Source organism: Nonomuraea sp. NPDC050404 (genome assembly GCF_040655495.1).
Lineage (GTDB): Bacteria > Actinomycetota > Actinomycetes > Streptosporangiales > Streptosporangiaceae > Nonomuraea.
The window spans coordinates 127,784-147,180 of sequence record NZ_JBFAKB010000013.1 but is presented as its reverse complement, the minus strand read 5'-3'; the positions used below and the strand labels follow the sequence as shown (position 1 = coordinate 147,180).

Annotated in this window: 19 protein-coding genes; 11 read left to right on the top strand and 8 right to left on the bottom strand. The window is 69.2% G+C overall.

The genetic code is table 11. The annotated features are described in order from the left end of the window. Nucleotides 1-24: 24 nt before the first annotated feature. From AB0I81_RS33505 to AB0I81_RS33485, 5 genes are all read right to left on the bottom strand, one after another. Nucleotides 25-1,203 carry a cytochrome P450 gene (locus AB0I81_RS33505; RefSeq protein WP_360664810.1) on the bottom strand — a complete coding sequence of 393 codons (1,179 nt, stop codon included), beginning with the start codon at nucleotides 1,201-1,203 and terminating at the stop codon, nucleotides 25-27. 34 nt (nucleotides 1,204-1,237) lie between these two features. Beyond that, nucleotides 1,238-2,170, bottom strand: a complete 933-nt coding sequence (locus AB0I81_RS33500) for a hypothetical protein (RefSeq protein ID WP_360664808.1) — start codon at nucleotides 2,168-2,170, stop codon at nucleotides 1,238-1,240. A 50-nt stretch (nucleotides 2,171-2,220) separates the two neighbouring features. Next, nucleotides 2,221-3,354, bottom strand: a complete 1,134-nt coding sequence (locus tag AB0I81_RS33495; protein WP_360664805.1) for an FAD-binding oxidoreductase — start codon at nucleotides 3,352-3,354, stop codon at nucleotides 2,221-2,223. Between the two features lie 484 nt (nucleotides 3,355-3,838). Beyond that, entirely contained in the window at nucleotides 3,839-5,221 is a 1,383-nt protein-coding gene (locus AB0I81_RS33490) for a PLP-dependent aminotransferase family protein (protein WP_360664802.1), read from the bottom strand. A 328-nt stretch (nucleotides 5,222-5,549) separates the two neighbouring features. After that, nucleotides 5,550-6,764 carry an MFS transporter gene (locus AB0I81_RS33485; protein WP_360664799.1) on the bottom strand — a complete coding sequence of 405 codons (1,215 nt, stop codon included), beginning with the start codon at nucleotides 6,762-6,764 and terminating at the stop codon, nucleotides 5,550-5,552. A gap of 283 nt (nucleotides 6,765-7,047) precedes the next feature. On the opposite strand from AB0I81_RS33485, the gene AB0I81_RS33480 reads away from it, so the two are divergent. After that, nucleotides 7,048-7,884 carry a helix-turn-helix transcriptional regulator gene (locus AB0I81_RS33480; protein WP_360664796.1) on the top strand — a complete coding sequence of 279 codons (837 nt, stop codon included), beginning with the start codon at nucleotides 7,048-7,050 and terminating at the stop codon, nucleotides 7,882-7,884. A 4-nt stretch (nucleotides 7,885-7,888) separates the two neighbouring features. Here the strand turns inward: AB0I81_RS33480 and AB0I81_RS33475 are convergent, their stop codons facing one another. Then, nucleotides 7,889-8,614, bottom strand: a complete 726-nt coding sequence (locus AB0I81_RS33475; protein WP_360664793.1) for an alpha-ketoglutarate-dependent dioxygenase AlkB — start codon at nucleotides 8,612-8,614, stop codon at nucleotides 7,889-7,891. A 28-nt stretch (nucleotides 8,615-8,642) separates the two neighbouring features. After that, nucleotides 8,643-9,752 carry a hypothetical protein gene (locus AB0I81_RS33470; protein WP_360664790.1) on the bottom strand — a complete coding sequence of 370 codons (1,110 nt, stop codon included), beginning with the start codon at nucleotides 9,750-9,752 and terminating at the stop codon, nucleotides 8,643-8,645. 416 nt (nucleotides 9,753-10,168) lie between these two features. Between AB0I81_RS33470 and AB0I81_RS33465 the strand changes: the two genes are divergently transcribed. From AB0I81_RS33465 to AB0I81_RS33430, 8 genes are all read left to right on the top strand, one after another. Then, a complete protein-coding gene (locus AB0I81_RS33465) occupies nucleotides 10,169-11,593 on the top strand; it encodes an RICIN domain-containing protein (RefSeq protein ID WP_360664787.1) in 1,425 nt (474 codons plus the stop codon). 85 nt (nucleotides 11,594-11,678) lie between these two features. Continuing rightward, nucleotides 11,679-11,912 carry a hypothetical protein gene (locus AB0I81_RS33460; protein WP_360664784.1) on the top strand — a complete coding sequence of 78 codons (234 nt, stop codon included), beginning with the start codon at nucleotides 11,679-11,681 and terminating at the stop codon, nucleotides 11,910-11,912. Continuing rightward, a complete protein-coding gene (locus tag AB0I81_RS33455) occupies nucleotides 11,887-12,699 on the top strand; it encodes a hypothetical protein (protein WP_360664782.1) in 813 nt (270 codons plus the stop codon). The genes AB0I81_RS33460 and AB0I81_RS33455 overlap by 26 nt, the downstream gene beginning before the upstream one ends. A 136-nt stretch (nucleotides 12,700-12,835) precedes the next feature. Beyond that, nucleotides 12,836-13,744 (top strand): zinc-binding dehydrogenase, encoded by a 909-nt coding sequence (locus tag AB0I81_RS33450; protein WP_360664779.1) that lies wholly within the window; start codon nucleotides 12,836-12,838, stop codon nucleotides 13,742-13,744. Between the two features lie 71 nt (nucleotides 13,745-13,815). Beyond that, nucleotides 13,816-14,733, top strand: a complete 918-nt coding sequence (locus tag AB0I81_RS33445; protein ID WP_360664776.1) for an AraC family transcriptional regulator — start codon at nucleotides 13,816-13,818, stop codon at nucleotides 14,731-14,733. Between the two features lie 121 nt (nucleotides 14,734-14,854). Continuing rightward, complete coding sequence (locus tag AB0I81_RS33440) at nucleotides 14,855-15,652, top strand: helix-turn-helix domain-containing protein (protein WP_360664773.1); 798 nt, start codon at nucleotides 14,855-14,857, stop codon at nucleotides 15,650-15,652. Between the two features lie 228 nt (nucleotides 15,653-15,880). After that, complete coding sequence (locus tag AB0I81_RS33435; protein ID WP_360664770.1) at nucleotides 15,881-16,276, top strand: VOC family protein; 396 nt, start codon at nucleotides 15,881-15,883, stop codon at nucleotides 16,274-16,276. 179 nt (nucleotides 16,277-16,455) lie between these two features. After that, a complete protein-coding gene (locus tag AB0I81_RS33430) occupies nucleotides 16,456-16,851 on the top strand; it encodes a RidA family protein (RefSeq protein WP_360665401.1) in 396 nt (131 codons plus the stop codon). 67 nt (nucleotides 16,852-16,918) lie between these two features. On the opposite strand, the gene AB0I81_RS33425 is transcribed toward AB0I81_RS33430, so the two are convergent. Then, entirely contained in the window at nucleotides 16,919-17,932 is a 1,014-nt protein-coding gene (locus AB0I81_RS33425) for a methyltransferase (RefSeq protein ID WP_360664767.1), read from the bottom strand. Nucleotides 17,933-18,132: 200 nt separating this feature from the next. Between AB0I81_RS33425 and AB0I81_RS33420 the strand changes: the two genes are divergently transcribed. Beyond that, the gene (locus tag AB0I81_RS33420) at nucleotides 18,133-18,618 is read left to right on the top strand and encodes a DUF488 domain-containing protein (RefSeq protein WP_360664764.1); all 486 of its coding nucleotides are present in this window, start codon (nucleotides 18,133-18,135) and stop codon (nucleotides 18,616-18,618) included. Nucleotides 18,619-19,224: 606 nt separating this feature from the next. Then, nucleotides 19,225-19,350 carry a hypothetical protein gene (locus AB0I81_RS33415; protein WP_360664761.1) on the top strand — a complete coding sequence of 42 codons (126 nt, stop codon included), beginning with the start codon at nucleotides 19,225-19,227 and terminating at the stop codon, nucleotides 19,348-19,350. Nucleotides 19,351-19,397 lie beyond the last annotated feature (47 nt).

Below are 19,397 nucleotides of genomic sequence, written 5' to 3'. Positions count from 1 at the left end.
TCCGCGGCGGCCCCGCGGAGGAGGTCAGGGGACGGTCGCGTGCGACGGCGTCAGGAGCACGTCCAGGGACACGATGTAGTCCTTCATCTGGTCCAGGGACCGCATCGGCCGGTCCGCGTCGAAACGGATGTCGGCGAAGGAGGCGACCAGCCGCTCCAGCACGATGCGACCCAGCGTCCGCACCAGGGGCAGGCCGAGGCAGATGTACATGCCCTGCCCGAAGGTCAGATGCGGGTTCGGGGAGCGCCTGATGTCGAAACGTGCCGCGTCAGGGAAATGCTCCTCGTCGAAGTTGGCCGAGGAGTCCCACACCACCACGTACTGGCCCGCCTTGATCTCGCGCCCGCCGAGCACGGTGTCGTGCCGGGCCGTGCGCCACAGGTTGAACCACGAGAAGTCGAAGCGCAGGATCTCCTCGATGGCCCCCGGGATCAGCGAGGGATCGCGCCGCAACGTCTGGTGGAGCTCCGGATCCAGGCAGAAACGCGCGAAGGCGTAGGCCAGCATCAGCGAGAGCGGCGCGTTGCCCGCGGTCGCCAGATCCAGGCACATGTGGACGATCTTCTCCTCCGCCAGCCGCCCGTCCTTGCCGCGCTCCGCCAGCAGCGTGCTCATCAGATCGTCGCCCGGGTCGCGCTTGCGCGCGTTCAGCTGCTCGGTGAACAGGGCGACCACGTCGGCGTGGTCCGGCGAGCGGACCCCGATCAGCTGGCCGAACATCTGGTCGGACCATTCACGGAACCGGCCGGGGCCGGTGATGCGCAGTCCGAACATGTCCGCGACGACGCGTTCCATGAGCGGATAGCACAGGTCCCCGAGGATCTCCATCCTGCCGGAGGACCGGGCGTCCGAGAGCAGCGAGTCGACCATCGCGGTGAATTCCGGCGCGCGGCTCTCGATCCTGCCCGGCACGAAGGTCCGCGCGACGAAGCCGCGCAGGAAACGATGCTCGGGAATGTCCGCCCGGCCGAAGGAGAACGGCAGGCCCATGTGGGTCTTGTTGGTCACCGAGAAGGTGTCGGGATCCTTGAGCACCTGCTGGACGTCGGCGTACCGGAAGACCTCCCACAGGTTGTGGTCGGGGCGGAAGCGTAACGGCTCCTCGCGCTGCATCCGCTGGAACCAGGCGATCCGCGCCTCGATCGAGTCGCTCAGCTCGGGAAAGAGCAGCTCCCTGGTCGGCTTGCTCGATGTGGTGGTCATGTCCTCGTCTTTTCTTCCTGGTACGTGGAGGTCATCAGAGCAGTTCCGCCGTGAGCCAGATGTGTTCCTTCGTGCGGTACGTGCTCTCCCACACGGCCCTTCCGACCCCGGGAAGCCGGTCGGTGTGCGCGTCGATCACCTTGCCCAGGAGCGGGCTGCTGAGCGTCTCCGAGGTCGGCCCGTACTGGACGATGAGCTTGTTGCCCGTCGCCTGGCTGAACCGGAGCCTGCCGACCGGCGCGTCGCAGATGCGCTCGCGCACCGGCGTGGGCGCCACGCTCACCAGCGGCGCCCAGGCGTACATGGACTCACCGCTGACGACCGCGTGGTCCTGCAGCACCGTGAACGGCAACGACTTGGCGAAGTCCACGCAGAGCTGCTCGTTGAGGTCGTAGGCCAGCTCGGCCTCGACCTCCACGCCCAGTGGTTGCCACGTGAGCCTGATGGGGATGCGGCGCAGCGGGTCCTCCTCGACGGCGACCGGCTCGGGCCGGTACTCCGGCCGCGTCGTGACGTCGGCGGGGGTGTAGCGGTAGCGGTCGCCGATGTGCCACGGGAAATAGTGGTGCGACCAGGCCGTCAGCCGGTTCACGTACTCGGTGAACGTGGCCAGCCTGTCCACCAGCTCCCGGCGGTCGTCGGTGGGCTCGGCGACGCGGGCCGCGTAGTCCGCCAGCATCGGGAAGCCGTTGTAGCCGAGAAAGGTGCTGTAAATGGGATCCAGCGTGCGGAAGACGGTGAGCACGTTCTCGACGGTCAGGCTCTCGTCCGTCGCCATTCTCAGCAGTTGGTAGACATTCATGGAATAGTCGCGGACGATGCTGTTCGCGAAATCCCACGCGGTGAAGTACTGATCGTATGACCCGGGCAGGTCGGGCAGCGTCCCGGTGCGCATTTGCCGGATTTCCGAGGGCTCCTCGGAGATGAACGTCGTGATGAGTTCTCTGAGTTCTGGGTATGCCGACACCTGTCCCCCAATTGACGTACACGATGGTGTGTCTGGTTGTGTGGGAATCCTTACGACGTCGCCCGTAGACGATCGGGCGAGCAGCGGGTCAGCAGGGGATGGACCTCCCCTGTGACGATCTGTGTGGCCAGGGTCCGTCCGATGAACGGGGCCAGGGTGATGCCGCTGTTGGCGAAGGCCTCGTAGTAGCCGGAGACGCCGGGCAGCGCGCCGACGCTGGGAAAGCCGTCCGCCGGGAACACCGCGGTGCCCAGCCGGATCCGCTCGACGACGGCCGAGGCCAGCGCCGGGACCGTGCGGTGGGCCCGTTCCAGCAGGTCCTTGACGATCTCGTCGCCGGGCTCCGGCCGGTGATCGGCCGGGAGGACCGCGTCAACCTGGTCGGAGCGCACCCGTACGCGGCCCCGGCCCGCCGACCTGACGTGCGCCTCCGCACCGCGCAGCACGTGTCGTACCGGATCGCCGTCGGCCGCGAGGTCGATCACGAGGCTGCTGCGCGAGGCGACCGCGCCGAGCATGGGAGCCCCGAGCTTGGCGGCCACCGTGACGGCCTCCGGGCCGGCGGCGTTGACGACGGCGTCCACCTCGATGCGGTCCCGGCTTGCCAGCCGGAGCGCCACGACCCGGTCGCCGTCCACCTCGATGTCCTCGACCGCGCTGTTCCACAACGTCAGGGCGCCGGACCGCTGCGCGTTCGCGATCAGCGCGGAGACCAGTTTCGGCCCGTCGATCCAGCCCTCGTCGGGGAAGCGCACGATCGGCCCCTGATCGTGCGGGAAGGCGATGCGCGGCTCCCACTCCCTGTTCACCCGGGCCGCGTCGCACCAGAGCGCACGATAACCCCAGGACGTGAGCCGATCGACGACCTGCGCGAACGACTCATCGGTGCCGGCGCCGCCCGCGCCGCCGGCGTCGCTCCACGCCAGGCTTCCGGTGGGGAACCACCAGGGGGCGTTGTCGAACTGCCGGGCGAAACGTACGTGCTCGATCATTCCGGTGTGGCTCAGCTCGAACCGTGGGTAGGTCGGCTGCTGGTAGGCGCTCAACCGGGAGAAGCTGACGTCCGTGGTCAGGCCGCCGGGCCGCGCACGCTCCACACAGTGCACCCGCACACCGCGTCGCGCCAGGGCGAAAGCCACGCAGGCGCCGATGACGCCGGTACCCACGATCCCTACGGTTCTCACTGCCGCCTCCGGTCCGGCCACTCCGGCTGGTGGGTCGCGGGCGCGTCACGCCAGGAGAGGAGTAATTCGGAATTCGTCACGCATAGCAGATCACCATGGGGTCACGCCGGGACGCAATGAATTGCCCGAGTGGTCCGGCCATTCAGCCATCAACTGGTATGGCTGACTAACGCCGAATTGTTCCTGACTGCACTTGACGAGGCGAAAAGTGCCCGGCGTTACTGGATGAATGTGAAATGAGTCACGCCGCTATGGGGAATATAGCGGCAACGTGAAGTTGCGGGAAGCGGAACGCAATATGGACGCGGAACGGGCGCGCGCCAACGGGACAGCGCGGCCCCGTTCCGCTTCGGTCGCGGAGACGGGCGGCGCGGCCCGTTCCATTACGGTCGGCCGGTGGGCGGCGCGGCCCGTTCCGCGTCGGCTGGCTGGCCGGTCGGCGGGCGAGTCCGGGCCGGACGCCGTACAGGCCGCCGGACGACCGTCAGGACGCGAGCAGGCCGGTGATCTGGCGCATGGCGTCGGCGAGGACGCCGACGGCCTCGGGGAGCAGGCCGCTGCGTACCGCACCGTAGCCGATCACCACTCCGGGCGCGGACGGGCGGCGGCCGAGCCGGAAATGGGTGCCCGGATGCACGAGCACCGACCGCGCCCGCGCGACCGCGGTCAGCCGCACGTCGTCCACCCCGTTCGGCACCTGTACGTAAGCGTGGGTGCCGGCGGGTGCGCCGGTCATCCTGGCGCCCGGCAGGTGCCGCTCGACGGCCTCGCGCAACGCGGAGCGCCGGGCTCTGAAGACGTGCCGGACGTGCCGTACGTGCTGGTCCAGCACGCCCGAGGAGATGAAACGGGCGAACGTCAGCTGGGTGAGCGGGTCCGGGGCGCCCAACTGCATCCGGCCGAGCCGTTCCGTCACCTGCTCCGGCGCCACCGCCCAGCCGACCTGCACGCACGGGCCGAGCAGGGCCCCGGTCGCCCCGACGTAGATCACCCGGTCCTTGCGGTGCCGTTGCAGGGCGAGCGGGCCGCTGCCGGCGCCCAGCCACAGATGACCGTCCCGGTCGTACTCGATCACCCAGCCGTCCACGTCGGCGGCCCAGCGCAGCAGCGCCTCCCGCCGCCTCGGCGACAGCACGACCCCGGTCGGCAGCTGCGAGACCGGTGTGACCAGCACGGCGCGCGCCCCGGACCGTTCGAGCGCGTCCACGTCGATGCCCTCGGCGTTCACCGGCACGCCGGTCACCGTCAGGCCGGCGTGCCTGGCGAGCGCGGCCTGCCAGGGCGCGCCCGGGTTCTCCACGGCGATGTGGTCGTCCCCCAGTTCGCGCAGGACGCGGCACACCACGCCGACGGTGTGGTCGAAGTCCGCGGTGACGGCCACCTCCGCGGCGCTCGCCCGTACGCCCCGCGAACGGCCCAGGTAGGCGGCGAGCTCGCGGCGCAACTCCGGGACGCCGAGGGGGTGCCGCCGCGGGCCGGGCTCGCCGATGGAGCGGCCCACGTGCTCATAGGCCTGCAGCCATTCGCGCGAGGGGAAGAACACCGTGCTCGTCGCGTCCACCCGCAGGTCGAAACGGGCCTGCGCGCTTCTGGCCGGCTCGGCCGCCGCCCGCCCCTGGCGAGGCAGATGGGTCGCCACCCTGGTGCCCGACCCCTGGGCGGCGCGAAGGTAGCCTTCGGCGATCAGCTGTGCGTAGGCCTGGACCACGACGCTGCGCGAGACCCCGAGGTCTCCGGCGAGGTCGCGGCTCGACGGTAACCGGACGCCCGGGTGCAGGGTGCCGTCCAGGATCCGGCCGCGGATGGCCTTCTGGATCTGCGCGGTCATGGGCAGCCGCGACTTCCGGTCGATGGCGATCGGTATCATTGTTCTCCCCCGACGCTGACTTTTCGTTCAGCGCTTGTCTCCCCGCGGCGTCCGGAATTCTCTTCCGCGCCGGCGTCCCCGTGGCGTCCGGGATTCCCTTGTGCGCCGGCATCCCCGTGGCGCTCGCTTCTTGCGCTCTGACTTTTCCGGTGGGCTTCTGCCTTCGCGATGGCCGCCGCCGCCGACGGGCTCAAACGCACAGGGCCGGCGCCATTGGCGGCCGGAACGTTCGACGCGGGACAACAGCGGCGGCGGCCGTACCGGGGCAATCGCCCGGCACGGCAGGGGGAGTGCGGGGACGGGCACCCGTCTGGGCGAACGGATGGGATCAGTGCCCGGGAGCGGGCACGCGATCGGGCGTCTGGCTGTCGCCGGAGCGCACCGTGCCCGCCCCGGCCACCATCGCGACGATCGTCTGCCCGGCCGCCGCCACGCACATCAGCAAGATCGGCACCTGCCAGCCGGAGCTCATCGTGTGCAGCAGCCCGAAGACCACCGGCCCCACGGCGGCCAGCAGGTAACCGACCGACTGCGCCATCGCCGACAACGAGCCCGCCACGCTCGGGTCCTGGGCGCGCAGGCTCATGAAGGCCAGCGCGAGCACGAGGCAGGCTCCGCCGCCCAGCCCGAGAACGATGCTCCACACCAGCGCCAGGCCCGGCGCCACGAAGAGCCCGAGGTAACCCGCGAGCATGACCGCCGAACAGATCGTCGCCAGCGCGCGCTGGTCACGCGCCCACCGCATCGCACCGGGCACCGCCAGGCTGGTCACCACCGCCACCGCCTGGAACAGGAACAGCAGCCATCCCGCCGCGGCCGGGCTCATGCCGTTGTCCTGGAAGACCTGGGGCAGCCACGTCACGACGACGTAGAAGCCCAGCGACTGCAGCCCCATGAACGCGGTGACCGCCCACGCCAGCCCCGACCCCCACGGCAGCCCGTGCCGGCGCATCGCCTGCGCGGCCTGCCGCGGCGCCCGCATCTGGGGAAGCCACAGCAGCAGCGCCACCAGCGCGGCCAGCACCCAGCAGCCCAGGGCGGTGTACCAGCCGCCGGGGGCGATCTCGCTGATCGGCACCGCCACCCCGGACGCCACCGCGGCGACTCCGCCCATCACCGTGGCGTACGCGCTGGTCAGCAGCCCGACCTTGGTGGGGAAGTCACGCTTGATGAGGCTCGGGAGCAGCACGTTGCCCACGGCGATGCCCGCACCGATCAGCACCGTTCCCGCGAACAGGCCGGCCGCCGTCGGCACCCACCGCAGCGCGATGCCCAGCGTCAGCACCACGAGCGCGCCGCCGAGGAGCTGGTCGGCCCCCCATCGCGCGGCCAGCCGGGGCACCAGCGGGGACACCGCGGCGAACGCCAGCAGGGGCAGGGTGTTCAGCAGTCCCGCCACGGCCGGGGCCAGCCCCAGATCGGCCTGTACACGATCCAGCAACGGCCCGACGCCGGTCAGGCTCGCCCGCAGGTTCGCCGCCACCACCAGCAGTCCCCAGATGAGCAATGCCTGACCCGAACGACGCGTCAAAGTGTTGTCCATGGGTACCACGATCAAGGCGTACAGCGCCCGGCAGCCAGGCCGTACCCCAGGCTAGCCCCCACAGGGCCACCCTCCGCGCCAAGCCACAGCGAACCGCCGGCATTTCGGCGGCGGCGTCCTCGTCCTGAACTACGGCGGACGGTTGGCGGTGGTGCCCTCGTCCTGCATTACGGCGGATGGTCGGTGGTGGTGTCCTCGGCTGGTATTGCGGCGGACGGTCGGCGGGCCAATAACGGCGGTGGTGCCCTCGGTCCGCGTCGCGGTGGGCCGGTATTCTGGCGGCGTGGGGACACCACTGGGGGACTTCATCCGCGCCAAGCGCGACAGCATCCAGCCGCAGTCTCTCGGGCTGCCGGACCGTGGCCGCCGCCGCTCACCGGGCCTGCGCCGGCAGGACCTCGCCTCGTGGGCCGACATCAGCGTCGAATACCTGACCAGGATCGAGCAGGGCCGCGACCGCAATCCCTCGCCGACGGTCGTCAACGCCCTCGCCGACGCGCTGCGCCTCGACCACTCCGAGCGCAACCACCTGCGCTACCTCGCGAAGATCACCGGCGACGAGTGCGCCGTGCACATCCGCCCCGTGCCGCCGTCGCGGCGGGTACGGCCGACCGTCCTGGACACCCTGCGCCTGCTTGAGCCCGGCATCGCCATCGTGGCCAACCGGCTGGGCGACGTCCTCGCCCACACCAGCAGCTTCCGGCTGGTCACCGGCGGGACCGGGCTGCTCGACCCCGCCCACCCCAACCTCAACCGCTACGTCTTCACCGACCCCCGCGCGCGTGCGTTCTTCGTCGACTGGGACGACGTCGCCGACGAGCAGACGTTCGACCTGTGGCAGGCGCCGTCGCTGGAGAATCTGGAGTGGCTGACCGGCGAACTCTCGCCCATCGCCGGGTCCGAGTTCACCCACCGCCTGAAGCGTCATGTGGTGCCGCGGCGCGGCATCCTGCGGCTCAACCACCCGGCCGGGCACCAGCTGCGGCTGCGCCGCGAGACGCTCGAACTACCGGCGGAGGCTCAGCAACTCGTCGTCTTCCTCCCGGCCGACGACCAGACGGCCGAGGTCGTCGACCAGCTTCAGCGCCAGTCCCACGGCCGGCTCCGTTCCATCTCCTGACGCATCAGACGGGCGGCATCAGGTCGCTGTCGCTGATGGTGTACGTGAGCACGGGATAGGTGAAGTCTGTTTCCTTGTTCTCGCGGCGGCGCAGCTGGTAGAACTCTCGCCGCTGCTCGTCGTCGGCCGAGGTAAGCCGTGCGCCGCCCGGGAAGTAGGTCTGCTCGTCGCGAAACCGCACGAAGGTCTTCGACGTTCGGAAGGTCACGCCCAACCAGCGGTTCTCAGCCGGCTGGGAGCTTCTGTCCAGCACGATCTTGTGCTTGTGCCGCCGGTTCGTGTCAACGGAGAACACGACGGCGCTGTTGTGCGTCAAGGGGATGTCGACCTTCCCGCCGCCGGGCTCCTTCGATTCGACGATCAGCTTCCTCGTTGGGTTCACATCGGGATTCTCGTAGCAGGAGTACACGGCGATGAACGACTGTTCCGCCAGATCGAGAGCCTGGTCGGAATGGCTGCCCATGGTCGCGTAGGCGTTCGTGTACGCCTCGACAAGAGCGTTGTTGAAGCCGACGGTGAGCGCCGCGCGTTCTTGGATCTGCTGTGCCAGTCGCTCGTGCACCGCCTGGAAACGTTGCGCAGGAGCGCCGTATCGGGTGGTTGTGCGTACGAGAGGTATGCCACCCGTCTCGTCAACCTTGACCAGGACGGTCCCCGCCCTGCCCTTTCCCATGTCCTCGAACCGGACCGATGCGAACAGCTCCTCGAAGAGATTCCGTTCGCCGGGCAAGGCGTAGGAGCGTATCTCGTCCAGCATCCTAGGCCCGGGGAGCAAGATAGTCTCCCGAGTTCATGCTGAAGAGGAACTCGTCACCGTAATCGATGAAAGCCCGGCTCCTGTTTTCCTCGGCGTACAACTTGCGCAGCTCGTTCATGCCCTCGGGCGTGGGCGGTTCCAGCTTCGCCAGACTTCCGGCCGTCTTGAGGAACGTCTGGCCGTCCTTGTGAACGGCTTCGGCGCTCGAACAGCGGACCACGTAGCCCAGCCTGATCGGGAGCAGTCCGGAGTCAAGCGTCGACGGCCGGATTTCGTGCGTGTACAGCCGGTTGGTGGACAGCGGCATGAAGAACACGGAGCCGGGATACAGGGTGATGGTGAACTGCTGGGGGAGCGCGTTCTCGGCGTGTCCTTGGGACGGCTCCTTGAGGCGGAAATGGAGCTTCGTCAGCCCGCTGACACCGTTCAGAGCGTGGTCGAAGGCGTCCTCGGCCAGGGGACGCAGTTTGTCGAGGCGGTCATAGAAGGTGCAGAAGGCCATGATGCCGTTGACGGGCATGTCCTTGGTCTTGTCGGCGTGGGCCGAAATCTTGGCCTTGGACTGCTTGCGCTCAGCGGTGGCCGGGGTGTTGCGGTAGACCTGCGCGAGTACATGATTCAGCGGAGCCTGGTCCCGGAATACAAAGGTGGCCTCGCGGTTCAGGGCCTCGACGATCCGCGAGTCGGTCGCGGAGAAGTTGTCGGTCGGCCCCGAGAGGTTAGTGGAGCACCGGAGCAGGCGGAAGTGCAGTTCGTCGCCGTCCCGGGTAACGGGGGTCAGATAGATTCCCGTTCGATGGGCTGTGCCGGTCTTGGTGGACTCCGTGAGGGACTGGAAGGCGTGCTCCGAACAGATCCGGCTGAAGTGATCCGAGTCGAGGCCGAAAAAGCGCCGGTAGTACACGCCGACGCCATGTACGCGGGTGGGCACCTGCCCGAGGTCGACGACCCTCCAGGATTCGCCGTAACCGTGCGAAAGTTCCCGGACAACGAACACCCGCGCCGCCGTATCGAACCGGTGGCCGCCGAACCTCGATATGTCGCCACACAGGTAAACGGTTTTCCGCTCCAGGTCGGGCGAGCCGGAGACAAAGTCATCCAGAGTTATCACGGACCCGCAGAAGTCCCTGATCAGGCCATCATCCGGTAAGGGCGACGACGCTATCAAGAAGTTGCTCGCACTCTCGATACGGGCAACCGGTCGTTCTGTTGTGTGCATAAACCCTGCCTGCTCCGTGTACGGGCGTCTCCACTGTACTGGACGTCTTCCGACGACCGGCACGACCACCGATCGGGCCCCTGCTCAAGCTCACGGAAAGCGCATTCCCCCTCCTCTCGGCCAGCTCTTGACAAGGTCCATGGTTACGTAAACACTCTGCGGCAAGGCACCTCAAGCGTCGCGCGCGCGGCTCACGGCAGATCTTTGTTAGCGCTAACAAGCGTTCCAGATCCAGTGATGGGAATGTCATGACACCGAACAAGGCGTCTGACGGTCGCTCATCGGGACCGTCGCTGATCCTCCTGATCGTGGCGGCGCTCGCCGCGACGGCGAGCCTCGTCGTCGCCGCGCCGCCGGCCAATGCCGCCACCAGCCAGTTCCGGGGCATGAACTGGGCGGTGCTGGGTGACAACTTCAGCACCGGCACGCTCGTCGTGCAGGGCCTGAGCCAGTCCGACAACAACGCGACCGTCCGGGCCAAGGCCAACGCCCTCTACGACGACATGGCAGCCACCATGGGCGTCAACACCGTCCGGCTGCCCATCAACACGCACACGGTGGCCAACACGAATTGGTGGAACGCCTACCGCGGCGCCATCGACGCCGCCACCGCCCGTGGCTTCAAGGTCATTCTCGCCTATTGGGAGGACGGCGCCGCCTCCGGCGGAAGGATCACGAACCTCGCCGCATGGAACACGATGTGGTCCAGCGTCACCAACACGTACGGCTCGAACAACAACGTCTACTTCGAGCCGATGAACGAGCCGCACGGCTACACCTCGGCGGAGTGGCGCGACGTCGCGGCGAACTGGCTGAGCTATCACACCTCCGCGGTGCCCGGCCGGGTGCTCATCGGCGGCACCGGCTACAGCCAGGACCTGAGGGACGTCTGCAACGACAGCCGTTTCAACGCGACGCTGCTGTCCTTCCACCATTACGCCTTCTTCTACGGCGCGATGACCTATGACGCCTTCCGAAGCCACATTCAGACGCGTCTGGGCAACTGCGCCTCCCGCGCGGTCGCGACCGAGTTCGGCGCACCGATGTCCACCGGCCTCAACTACGGCGACACGAACAGCACCGACAATTTCGTGCGCCACATCCGCGCCATGGCCCAGGTCATGCGTGACAACCAGATGGGCGGCACCTACTGGCCCGCTCTCGGCGGCAAGCCGACCGAAAACCTCGGTTACGACTATTACTCGATGTACGCCCTGAGCGGCAGCGGCAGCAATCTCAACCTGGCCGTCCGCAACCCCTCCGGCGCCGATCGCATCCGATACGCCTGGGGCGACACCACTGCTCCGCCGACGGCCTACACGATAACCGCGCGGCACAGCGGCAAGGCCATGGACGTTCAGCAACCGAACACCGACAACGGTGCGCGCGTCGGTCAGTACACCTACGGCGGGAACGCGTGGCAGCAGTGGCAGTTCCAGGACGCCGGCAGCGGTTACTGGCGCATCATCAGCCGCCACAGCGGAAAGTGCCTTGATGTGGTGAGCGCTTCGACCGCCGACGGCGCCGAACTCATCCAGTACACCTGCGGCTCCGGCAACAACCAGCAATTCCAGATGGTCGCCAACGGCGGTTACTTCCAGCTCCGGGCACGACACAGCGGCAAATGCGTGGACGTACCCGCAGCATCGACCGCGGACGGCGTGATCCTCAAGCAGTATCCGTGCAACACCGGCACCAACCAGCAATGGTCGCGCACGGCGGTTCAGACGTGACCGCCGCGCGACTCCGGGCCCCGGCCGGGCCCGCTACTGTCATCATCGGTAGCGGACACGAACGGGTTAAGGTGACAGCTGGGCCATGGAGGATCTGACCGGCTACTGGGAGTTGGAGGCATACGCCGAAGCCCCTGAGCTCTGCGAGGACAGGGGAGCGGACACCCGGCCGTACGTGGCGGGCTGGCTCGAAGATCCGGCGCCGCCCGTACCGGAGGACTTTCGGGCGATCAGCGGTTTCGTCCTGCACATCGCCCGGGGACGGCACGGCCACCGAGTACACCACCCACCCGGTGGAGATGCCGTGGTGGGGCAGTGAGGTGGCGCTCGACAACTATTGCGAGCCCTTCGACGGCGAGATCGTCCACCGGGACGGCGCGTCGTACTACGTGCCGGACGCGGACCAGAACGGCGAGGTGGCGCCCAACGGGTACCACTACGGCAACGGCTATGACTGTGCCGCCACGACGCGGTTGACCCTGGATGAGGCCGGGCGGCTGGTGCGTACCACGTCGGTGGACTTCGAGCAGGGGTTCCTGCTGGCCCGGCTCTGGTACCGGTACGTGCGGGTGAGCGCGCCCACGCGGCCCCGGCCCGCGCGCGTCGAGGACGCCCCCGCGCCGTCGTCGATCGACGAGGCCGTCGTGGTGCCCGTTCCCGCGGACATCGCCTCCGCTCTGGCGGCGGCCTATCGCTCGGCGATCGCCGACCACCGCACCGCCGGCAGGACCTTCGACGACACCACCCCCGTCACCGGCATCGTGGAGTACTCCGACCTGACCCGGAGCGGAGGTCAGCAGGGCGGGCGGTTCACGACGAGGGCCATCCCCACCCTCGGCGGCCTGCGGTGCACGACCTCGTTCGGGCAAACCGGGAGGGCACTGGACGAAGCGCACGCCCTGCTGGGCGACCACCTCTTCGAGGCATACGGGGACGCGATCGCGGTGGACTGGTGGGGCACGCGGCGCATCTCGGTGCTGACCCGCTACCGGGAAGAGGCCGCGATGCCCGAGGTACGGGTCTTCCCCGGGCCCGCAGCCTGGGGCCTGGGGCGCGAATTCGCCGTCCAGCGGCAGCTGCTCGCCCAGCTCGCCGAGCCGCGCTGACACAGATGGTCAACTTGTTGATTCTCGCGGGACTGGGTCGCCGTTCCGGTCCTGCGTAGGGTCCCAGGAAGGCGGCACTTCATCCGCCGCCGCGCCGAGTGTTCCGGCGTATTCACGAGAGAAGGAAGCACCCCATATGCGCGCCCTTGTGGTCGCTCACGGCGACGCCGGGCCCATCCGGTTCGCCGAGGTCGATGAGCCCGTACCGTCCGCCGGTGAGGCGTTGGTGGAGATCCGGCACATCGGTCTCAACTTCGGAGAGCTGAACTACGTGCACCAGTGGCCGGCCGGCGCCGTGCACGGGCACGACGCGGCCGGCGTCGTGGTGCGCGCCGCATCCGACGGCTCGGGGCCGCCCGAAGGTACGCGCGTCGCAGTGGGCATGGCTCCCCACGCGTGGGCGGAGCGGGCGGCGGTCAGCCCCGCCTCGCTCGGCACCGTCCCCGAGGGCGTGGACCTGGCCGACGCCGCCGCGCTGGGGATCGCCGGCGTCACCGCACTCCGCGTGCTGCGCAAACGTTCCCTGCTGGCGCGCAATGTCCTGGTCACCGGCGCCAGCGGGGGCGTGGGGCACTTCGCCGTCCAGCTGGCCGCGCTGGCGGGCGCCCGGGTGACGGCACTCGTCGGTTCGCCGGACCGGGCCGCCGGACTCCGGGAACTCGGCGCGTACGAGGTCCTGACCGACCTGGCCGAGACCGGGAACCGGTTCGACCTCGTCCTGGACACGGTCGGCGGGCCGTTGGTGGCCCAGGCGTGGCGTTCCCTCGCCGAGGGCGGCACCATCCACCTGGTCGGTTACTCCTCGGGGCAGGAGACCACGTTCCCGCCGGGAACCTTGTTCGGCTTCGGCGAGCCCCGCAGCATCGTCACCTTCGGCGACATGACGCCGACCAGCGGGGACCTGACGGACCTGCTGGGCCTCATGGCCGCCGGGAGGCTCTCGGCACCGGTCGGACTGCGAGGCGACTGGCAGGAGGTGGACGACGCCGTCCGGGCGCTGTTCGCGCGGAAGGTGCACGGAAAGGTCGTTCTTGACGTGGCCTGATGCTGTGCACGAGGGCACCTGCGCCGTCGCCCGCCAGTGGGCCGCCGGCGGCGGTGGACGAGAATGGACCCATGGATGTGCTGGCGGAGGTCTTGCGGGTTTCCGGTGCCCGTGGGGCGCTCGGGGTCATGCTGAAGGCCGGAGGAACCTGGGGCGTGCGGCTGGACTCCTCTCTGGGGGCGGCACTGCACGTGGTGGCCCGCGGCACGATGTGGCTCCGCTTTCCGGGCGAGAAATCGATCGAGGTGCAGGCCGGAGACGCCGTACTGGTGCCGCCGGGCACCGCGCACGGGATGTCCGGCGGCGCCGCCGCGACGTTGGGTTCCTGCGACCGTGAGGCGGCGGCCCGGGCTTTGGCCGATGGCCGGGCCCTGCGGCTGGGTTCGGCGCCGGTGCGGACGGAAGTGATCGTCCTGCGCTACGAGCAGGACACGGAGGTGAGCACACCGGTGCTCACCTCCCTCGCCCGGCCGCTGCACGTCACAGCCCGCCAGAACGCGCAGCTCAGCAGGACCGCCGAACTTCTCGCCGCGGAGCTCGCACAGCCGCAGCTCGGCACCACCGCCGCCATCAACAGCATCGTCGACCTTCTGCTCGTCCAGTTCGTACGCGCCTGGCTGGCCCGCCACCCCGAGGAGCGGTCCGGCTCATGGCTGGGCGCGATGCGTGATCCGGTCGTGCGCGACGCCTTGGCATGTGTCCACGCCCGGCCGGAACACCCCTGGACCACGCAGACCCTGGCCGCCGCGACGAGCGTCTCCCGGGCGACGCTGTCCAGGCGTTTCCGGTCCGCTCTCGGGCAGACGCCGGGCGCGTACGTGACGCAGTGGCGCATCGACCTGGCGTCCGTCCGGCTCCGCGATACCGACGAGCCGGTCGAGTCGATCTCCGGCGCGGTCGGCTACGCCTCTCCGCACGCCTTCAGCCGTGCCTTCCGGCGGGCCCGGGGCATGGCCCCGGGGGAGTACCGTTCCCGGCTTCGCCAGTGATCGGCCGCCACGCCCCGGCTCGCTGATGCCGGGCCCGTCCGGAAGCGCCGCGCTTTGGGTCGCGTGCCTCCCCAATGGCTGCCCACGACACGCGTTTGGGCCGGCTGCGTAGTCTGGTCACATGCCTGCTCATCAGAGGTCCGCGGCCCTGACGCCGTTCGTGGCGACCCTGAGCGCCTACCGGCTCGGTCCTGGGCCGGTCGGCGTGCATCGCGGGCTGCCCTCCTCCACGATCTCGATCACGATCCCGGAGGCGGACTCGATGGAGATCGCGTGGCTCGGGCGGCCCGGCTCGCGGGAGCGGCTGCGGGCGGTCGTCGCCGGGCTGCACCTGGACGCGGCCGAGTTGAGGCAGCAGGGCGGTACGCGCGGCGTGTGGCTGACGCTCAGCCCGCCGGGCGCCCGCGCGCTGCTGGGGATCCCGGCGTCGGCGCTGGCCGGGCAGGTCGCCGATCTCGCCGAGGTGGCTCCGGCACTGGCGTACCTGCCGGAGCGGCTGGCGGCCTGCCGGTCGTGGCCGCAACGTCGAGCCCTGGTCGAAGGCGCTCTGCTCGCCGGACGGGCCCGGCACGAGGACGCCACCGGCGGCCGGGAACTGCGGGCCACGCTGGCGGCGCTGTCCGGGACCGGCCGGGTGCAGGAGGCGGCTCGGCTGCTCGGGTGCTCCCGGCGTCACCTGAGCGGTACGGTTCGCACCGCGCTGGGGGTGACGCCGAAGGAGTACCAGCGGCTCCTTCGGTTCGAGGCCGCGCGTGGCGAGCTGGTGGCCGGCGCCCGCACGGGGACGGTCAGCCTGGCGGCGGTGGCCGCCATGTCGGGATTCGCCGACCAGGCGCACCTGACCCGGGAGTGGCGGGCCATGGCCGGGTGCACGCCGACCGAGTGGCTGCGCACCGAAGGCCCGGCCGCGCCGGGCTGATGAGCCCGCGACCGGCCATCGGCGGGCTCGTCAGCCCGCGACCGGCCTCCGGCGGGCCCATCGGCCCCGCGACCGGCAATCGGCGGGCCCATCGGTCCCGTGACCGGCCATCGGCGGGCCCATCGGCCCGGTGACCGGCCACCCGCGGCATGAGGGTCCGTGACGGTGGACGCGTGGGTGTTCCCAAATCTTCAAGACCCTGGCTCCGTCCGGCCCGACGATGGGTTCATGACGTCCGATATTCAGCTTTCTCCCCGTCTCATCGTGCCCGACCCGGACCGCGCGTCGGCGTTCTACCAGGCCGCCCTGGGCGCCGAGCGGGTGTTCAGCGCCCCCAAGGGCGACGACGGCCGGCCCAGCGTCGTTGATCACCGAGTCGGCGGGTCGTTCTTCCGGGTCTCGCCGGCCGTCTCAGCGTGGGGATGGTTGTCACCCGGCGATCTCGGCGGATCCGCGGTCCTTCTCGAGGTCCAGGTCGGCGACCCGGACGCGGTCGGCGAACGCATGATCGCCCACGGCGCCGAGGTGGTCGTGCCGATCGAGAACCGGCCGTACGGCAAGCGCTCGGGCCGCATCCGTGACCCGTTCGGCCACCTGTGGATCATCACGGGCGAACTGCGCTGAGCCGGCCGATCGGCCGTTGACCCCGCCGTGACCGGGTATTCATCCGAGAAAGTTCTGTCCAGATACACGACACCAGATGTCGTGATTAGTTGGGAGGCTCTTCAACGCGACAAGAAGACGGCGATCGCGCCGATCGACAGGGCGCGAATGCCGACACATCGAATGGAGCTAACGTGGCAATGGAGCGAACCGCGGTCAACCCGTGGCCGTGGTCGATGGAGCTGGGATACAACCAGGGCGAGATCGTCTCCGGGCACACCCGGACCCTTTACTGCGCGGGGCAGACCGCGATGAGCGCCGACGGCAAGCCCCAGCACGCGGGTGACATGGCGGCGCAACTGACGCTGAGCCTGGACAACCTGGAGGCCGTGCTCCGCGAGGGCGGCATGACCCTCGCGAACCTCGTCCGGCTCAACATCTACACCACCGACGTCGACCTGATCTTCCAGCACTACGGCGTGCTGACGTCGCGGCTGGGCGCCGCCGGGGTGACACCGTCCAGCACGCTGCTCGGGGTGACCCGGCTGGCGATCCCCGACCTGATGGTCGAGCTTGAGGGAACCGCCGTCGCGTGATCGCGACCTCGCCGCCTCCGGCAGGGCTGCCGGAGGCGGCGAGGGTGACGTGCGCAGGAGCCGACGGCTACGCCGAGGGACGTGGCGCCGCGATCATGGCGGTCGTCTCCATGGGTAGCTCGGCGACCCGTTCGAGGTCCAGACCGGCCCGGTCCAGCATCGCCGTGAAGTTGCCAAGGGTACGGTGCCGGCCACCGGTGATCATCAGGAGCTGCAGGTCCCACATGGCGGGCAGCACGGTGGAGCCCTCGTCCACGACGAGACGGTCGATGACCAGCAGCCGTGATGAGGAGTCCGCCATGGCACGCCGGCAGTTCTCGAAGACCCCGACGACCGCGTCGTCCGCCCAGCCCGCCAGCACCCGGCAGAGAATGTAGACGTCCGCGCCCGAGGGGACGGCGCTGAACATGTCGCCCCCGGCCAGCCGCACGCGGTCAAGTCCGACCGTGGCGGCCAGGTGCGCACGCGCCTCGGGCATCATGTGCTCGCGGTCGAAGAGCGTGCCCCTGGCGTCCGGTGCGGCGGCCAGGATCGTGCCGAGCAGGTGCCCGCCTCCGCCGCCCACGTCCACGACGTTCCTGCCGGAGAAGTCGAAGATCTCCGGTACGTGGTCGAAGAACATGTTTCCGGCGTTCATGGTGTGCTGGAAACGTTTGGCGGTGTCCTTGTCCTTGCCGAGATAGTCGTAGAACCGCTGGCCGTAGGCCACCTCGAAACCGGAGCTGACCGTGCTGATGGCGTGGTGGGCGTGACCCCAGGCGGTGTAGTACTCCTCGCCGTGGAGCAGGCACATGTCGCGTAATGACTGGGGAACGTCGAGCAGCGCCGCGCTCACGGCGGTGTTGCGGTAACCGGTCCGCTCGTCGCCCTCGAACACGCCCATGGCCACCAGGAGGCGCATCAGGCGGTGAACGCCCTCGCGCGCGGCCCCGGTCGATTCGGCGAGCTCGCCGCAGGTGGTGCGGCCGGCCTCGATGTGGTCGGGTAATCCGAGCTTGACCGCGGTGTAGAGGGCCTGCGCCCGCCACCCGCCGGTGATCAGGTCGACCACGTGCCGGATCGTACGCACGTCGACTGTCATCCCCGACCTCCCGGGCCTTTCCGGCAGAGGTTCAACAGTACCGATCACGTATTGACGCCGAAAGGACCACTAAAGCGGCAGAAACGGCTTGGCCCGGCGAATGGGCCATTGCTTGACGAACGCGCGAACCGATCCTTGAGTACCAATTGCGGGCGCGCGTCATGCTCCGAGCCATCACGAGTAGTAAGGGGGGATCCGCGATGCTCAAAATGGCGACGATCGGCGTCTACGGCTTCGACGGCGAGTCCTTCCTGCGACGGTTGCGGCAGGCGGAGGTCGGCCTGCTGCTCGACGTGCGCCAGCGCCGCGGCGTCCGCGGCCCCGAGTACGCCTGGGCGAACTCGCGCCGGCTGCAGGACGCCCTTGCCCACGCCGGGATCGCCTACGAGCACCACCGTGCGCTCGCCCCGACCACCGAGTTACGCCGGCTCCAGTACGCCGAGGACGACCGCCGGGGCGTCGGCAAACGTTCGCGCCGCGAGCTCGCCGCCGAGTACGCCCGCCGCTACACCATCGAGATCCTCGACCACGCCGACCTCACGCCGATTGTGTCGGCACTGTCGAACGGTGAGACCGCGGCGCTGCTCTGCGTCGAGCGCGACCCCGAGGCCTGCCACCGCTCGCTGATCGCCCACCGGCTGACCGAGCGGCACCACGTCACGATCGAACACCTGCGCCCGTTGTGAGGCGTCAACCCTTCCCGGCCGCACTCCGGCACGCCTCTGACACTCCAACTGCCAAGATCGGCCGTGTACTTGACATCCTCGCGAGAGATTATCGGCAGAACCTCTTGATACGCATGGCGGGTGGCCGCCCCTTTAACGTCGTGCACTTACCGCCCATGTGATAGGCCCAGAAATCAATGTGAAATCAATGGACCGGCTGTGGACCACTCTGTTTCCCCGTTGACAGTCGTCGCCCGCAGCGTGTTATGTGGTCCCTAGCGTCGATTCGGGCGGCAAAACGGGGGCCCAAGTGTCACGGCAGGACGTCTCATAAGACGTCTGACCAGTCATGTCATATGGCGTCTTTCCGGACGCCTCTTTTTCTCCTGGCCGCCTCCCATGGCTCAGGGAGTTACCTTGAAGAGAACCACCCGCACATTATCGATCGCAGGAACGGCGATTCTCTTGGTGGCCGGCCCACCCGTTGAGTTCGAGTGCCGCCGGAGTGCGCAACCCACCGGCCCAGGACGCCGCCGGGACGGCACGGCCCACCGCCGGAACCCCTGCCGAGCTGCGGGAGGAGAACGCGGCTGGGACGGCAAGATACGCGGCCGGACGGCGGCGATAATGGGCGATTACACCCTGGAGCAGACGGCGCCGGATGGCACTCGCGAGAGTTTCACCGGCAATTTCTGCGACACCGTCCGCGAACAGCCGGACGGCACGTGGTTGTACGTCCAGGACAACCCGTAACCACCTCACGGCGGCCCGCAGACACGGCACCACTGAACGTCATATGC

Excerpts from the sequence above, each read along its gene's own strand:
- AB0I81_RS33430 (WP_360665401.1), top strand. The coding sequence starts at position 16,456 with ATGGAGCGAACCGCGGTCAACCCGTGGCCGTGGTCGATGGAGCTGGGA.
- AB0I81_RS33505 (WP_360664810.1), bottom strand. The coding sequence starts at position 1,203 with ATGACCACCACATCGAGCAAGCCGACCAGGGAGCTGCTCTTTCCCGAG.
- AB0I81_RS33460 (WP_360664784.1), top strand. The coding sequence starts at position 11,679 with ATGGAGGATCTGACCGGCTACTGGGAGTTGGAGGCATACGCCGAAGCC.
- AB0I81_RS33485 (WP_360664799.1), bottom strand. The coding sequence starts at position 6,764 with ATGGACAACACTTTGACGCGTCGTTCGGGTCAGGCATTGCTCATCTGG.
- AB0I81_RS33415 (WP_360664761.1), top strand. The coding sequence starts at position 19,225 with ATGGGCGATTACACCCTGGAGCAGACGGCGCCGGATGGCACTCGCGAG.
- AB0I81_RS33445 (WP_360664776.1), top strand. The coding sequence starts at position 13,816 with ATGGATGTGCTGGCGGAGGTCTTGCGGGTTTCCGGTGCCCGTGGGGCG.
- AB0I81_RS33440 (WP_360664773.1), top strand. The coding sequence starts at position 14,855 with ATGCCTGCTCATCAGAGGTCCGCGGCCCTGACGCCGTTCGTGGCGACC.
- AB0I81_RS33490 (WP_360664802.1), bottom strand. The coding sequence starts at position 5,221 with ATGATACCGATCGCCATCGACCGGAAGTCGCGGCTGCCCATGACCGCG.
- AB0I81_RS33425 (WP_360664767.1), bottom strand. The coding sequence starts at position 17,932 with ATGACAGTCGACGTGCGTACGATCCGGCACGTGGTCGACCTGATCACC.
- AB0I81_RS33420 (WP_360664764.1), top strand. The coding sequence starts at position 18,133 with ATGCTCAAAATGGCGACGATCGGCGTCTACGGCTTCGACGGCGAGTCC.
- AB0I81_RS33435 (WP_360664770.1), top strand. The coding sequence starts at position 15,881 with ATGACGTCCGATATTCAGCTTTCTCCCCGTCTCATCGTGCCCGACCCG.
- AB0I81_RS33450 (WP_360664779.1), top strand. The coding sequence starts at position 12,836 with ATGCGCGCCCTTGTGGTCGCTCACGGCGACGCCGGGCCCATCCGGTTC.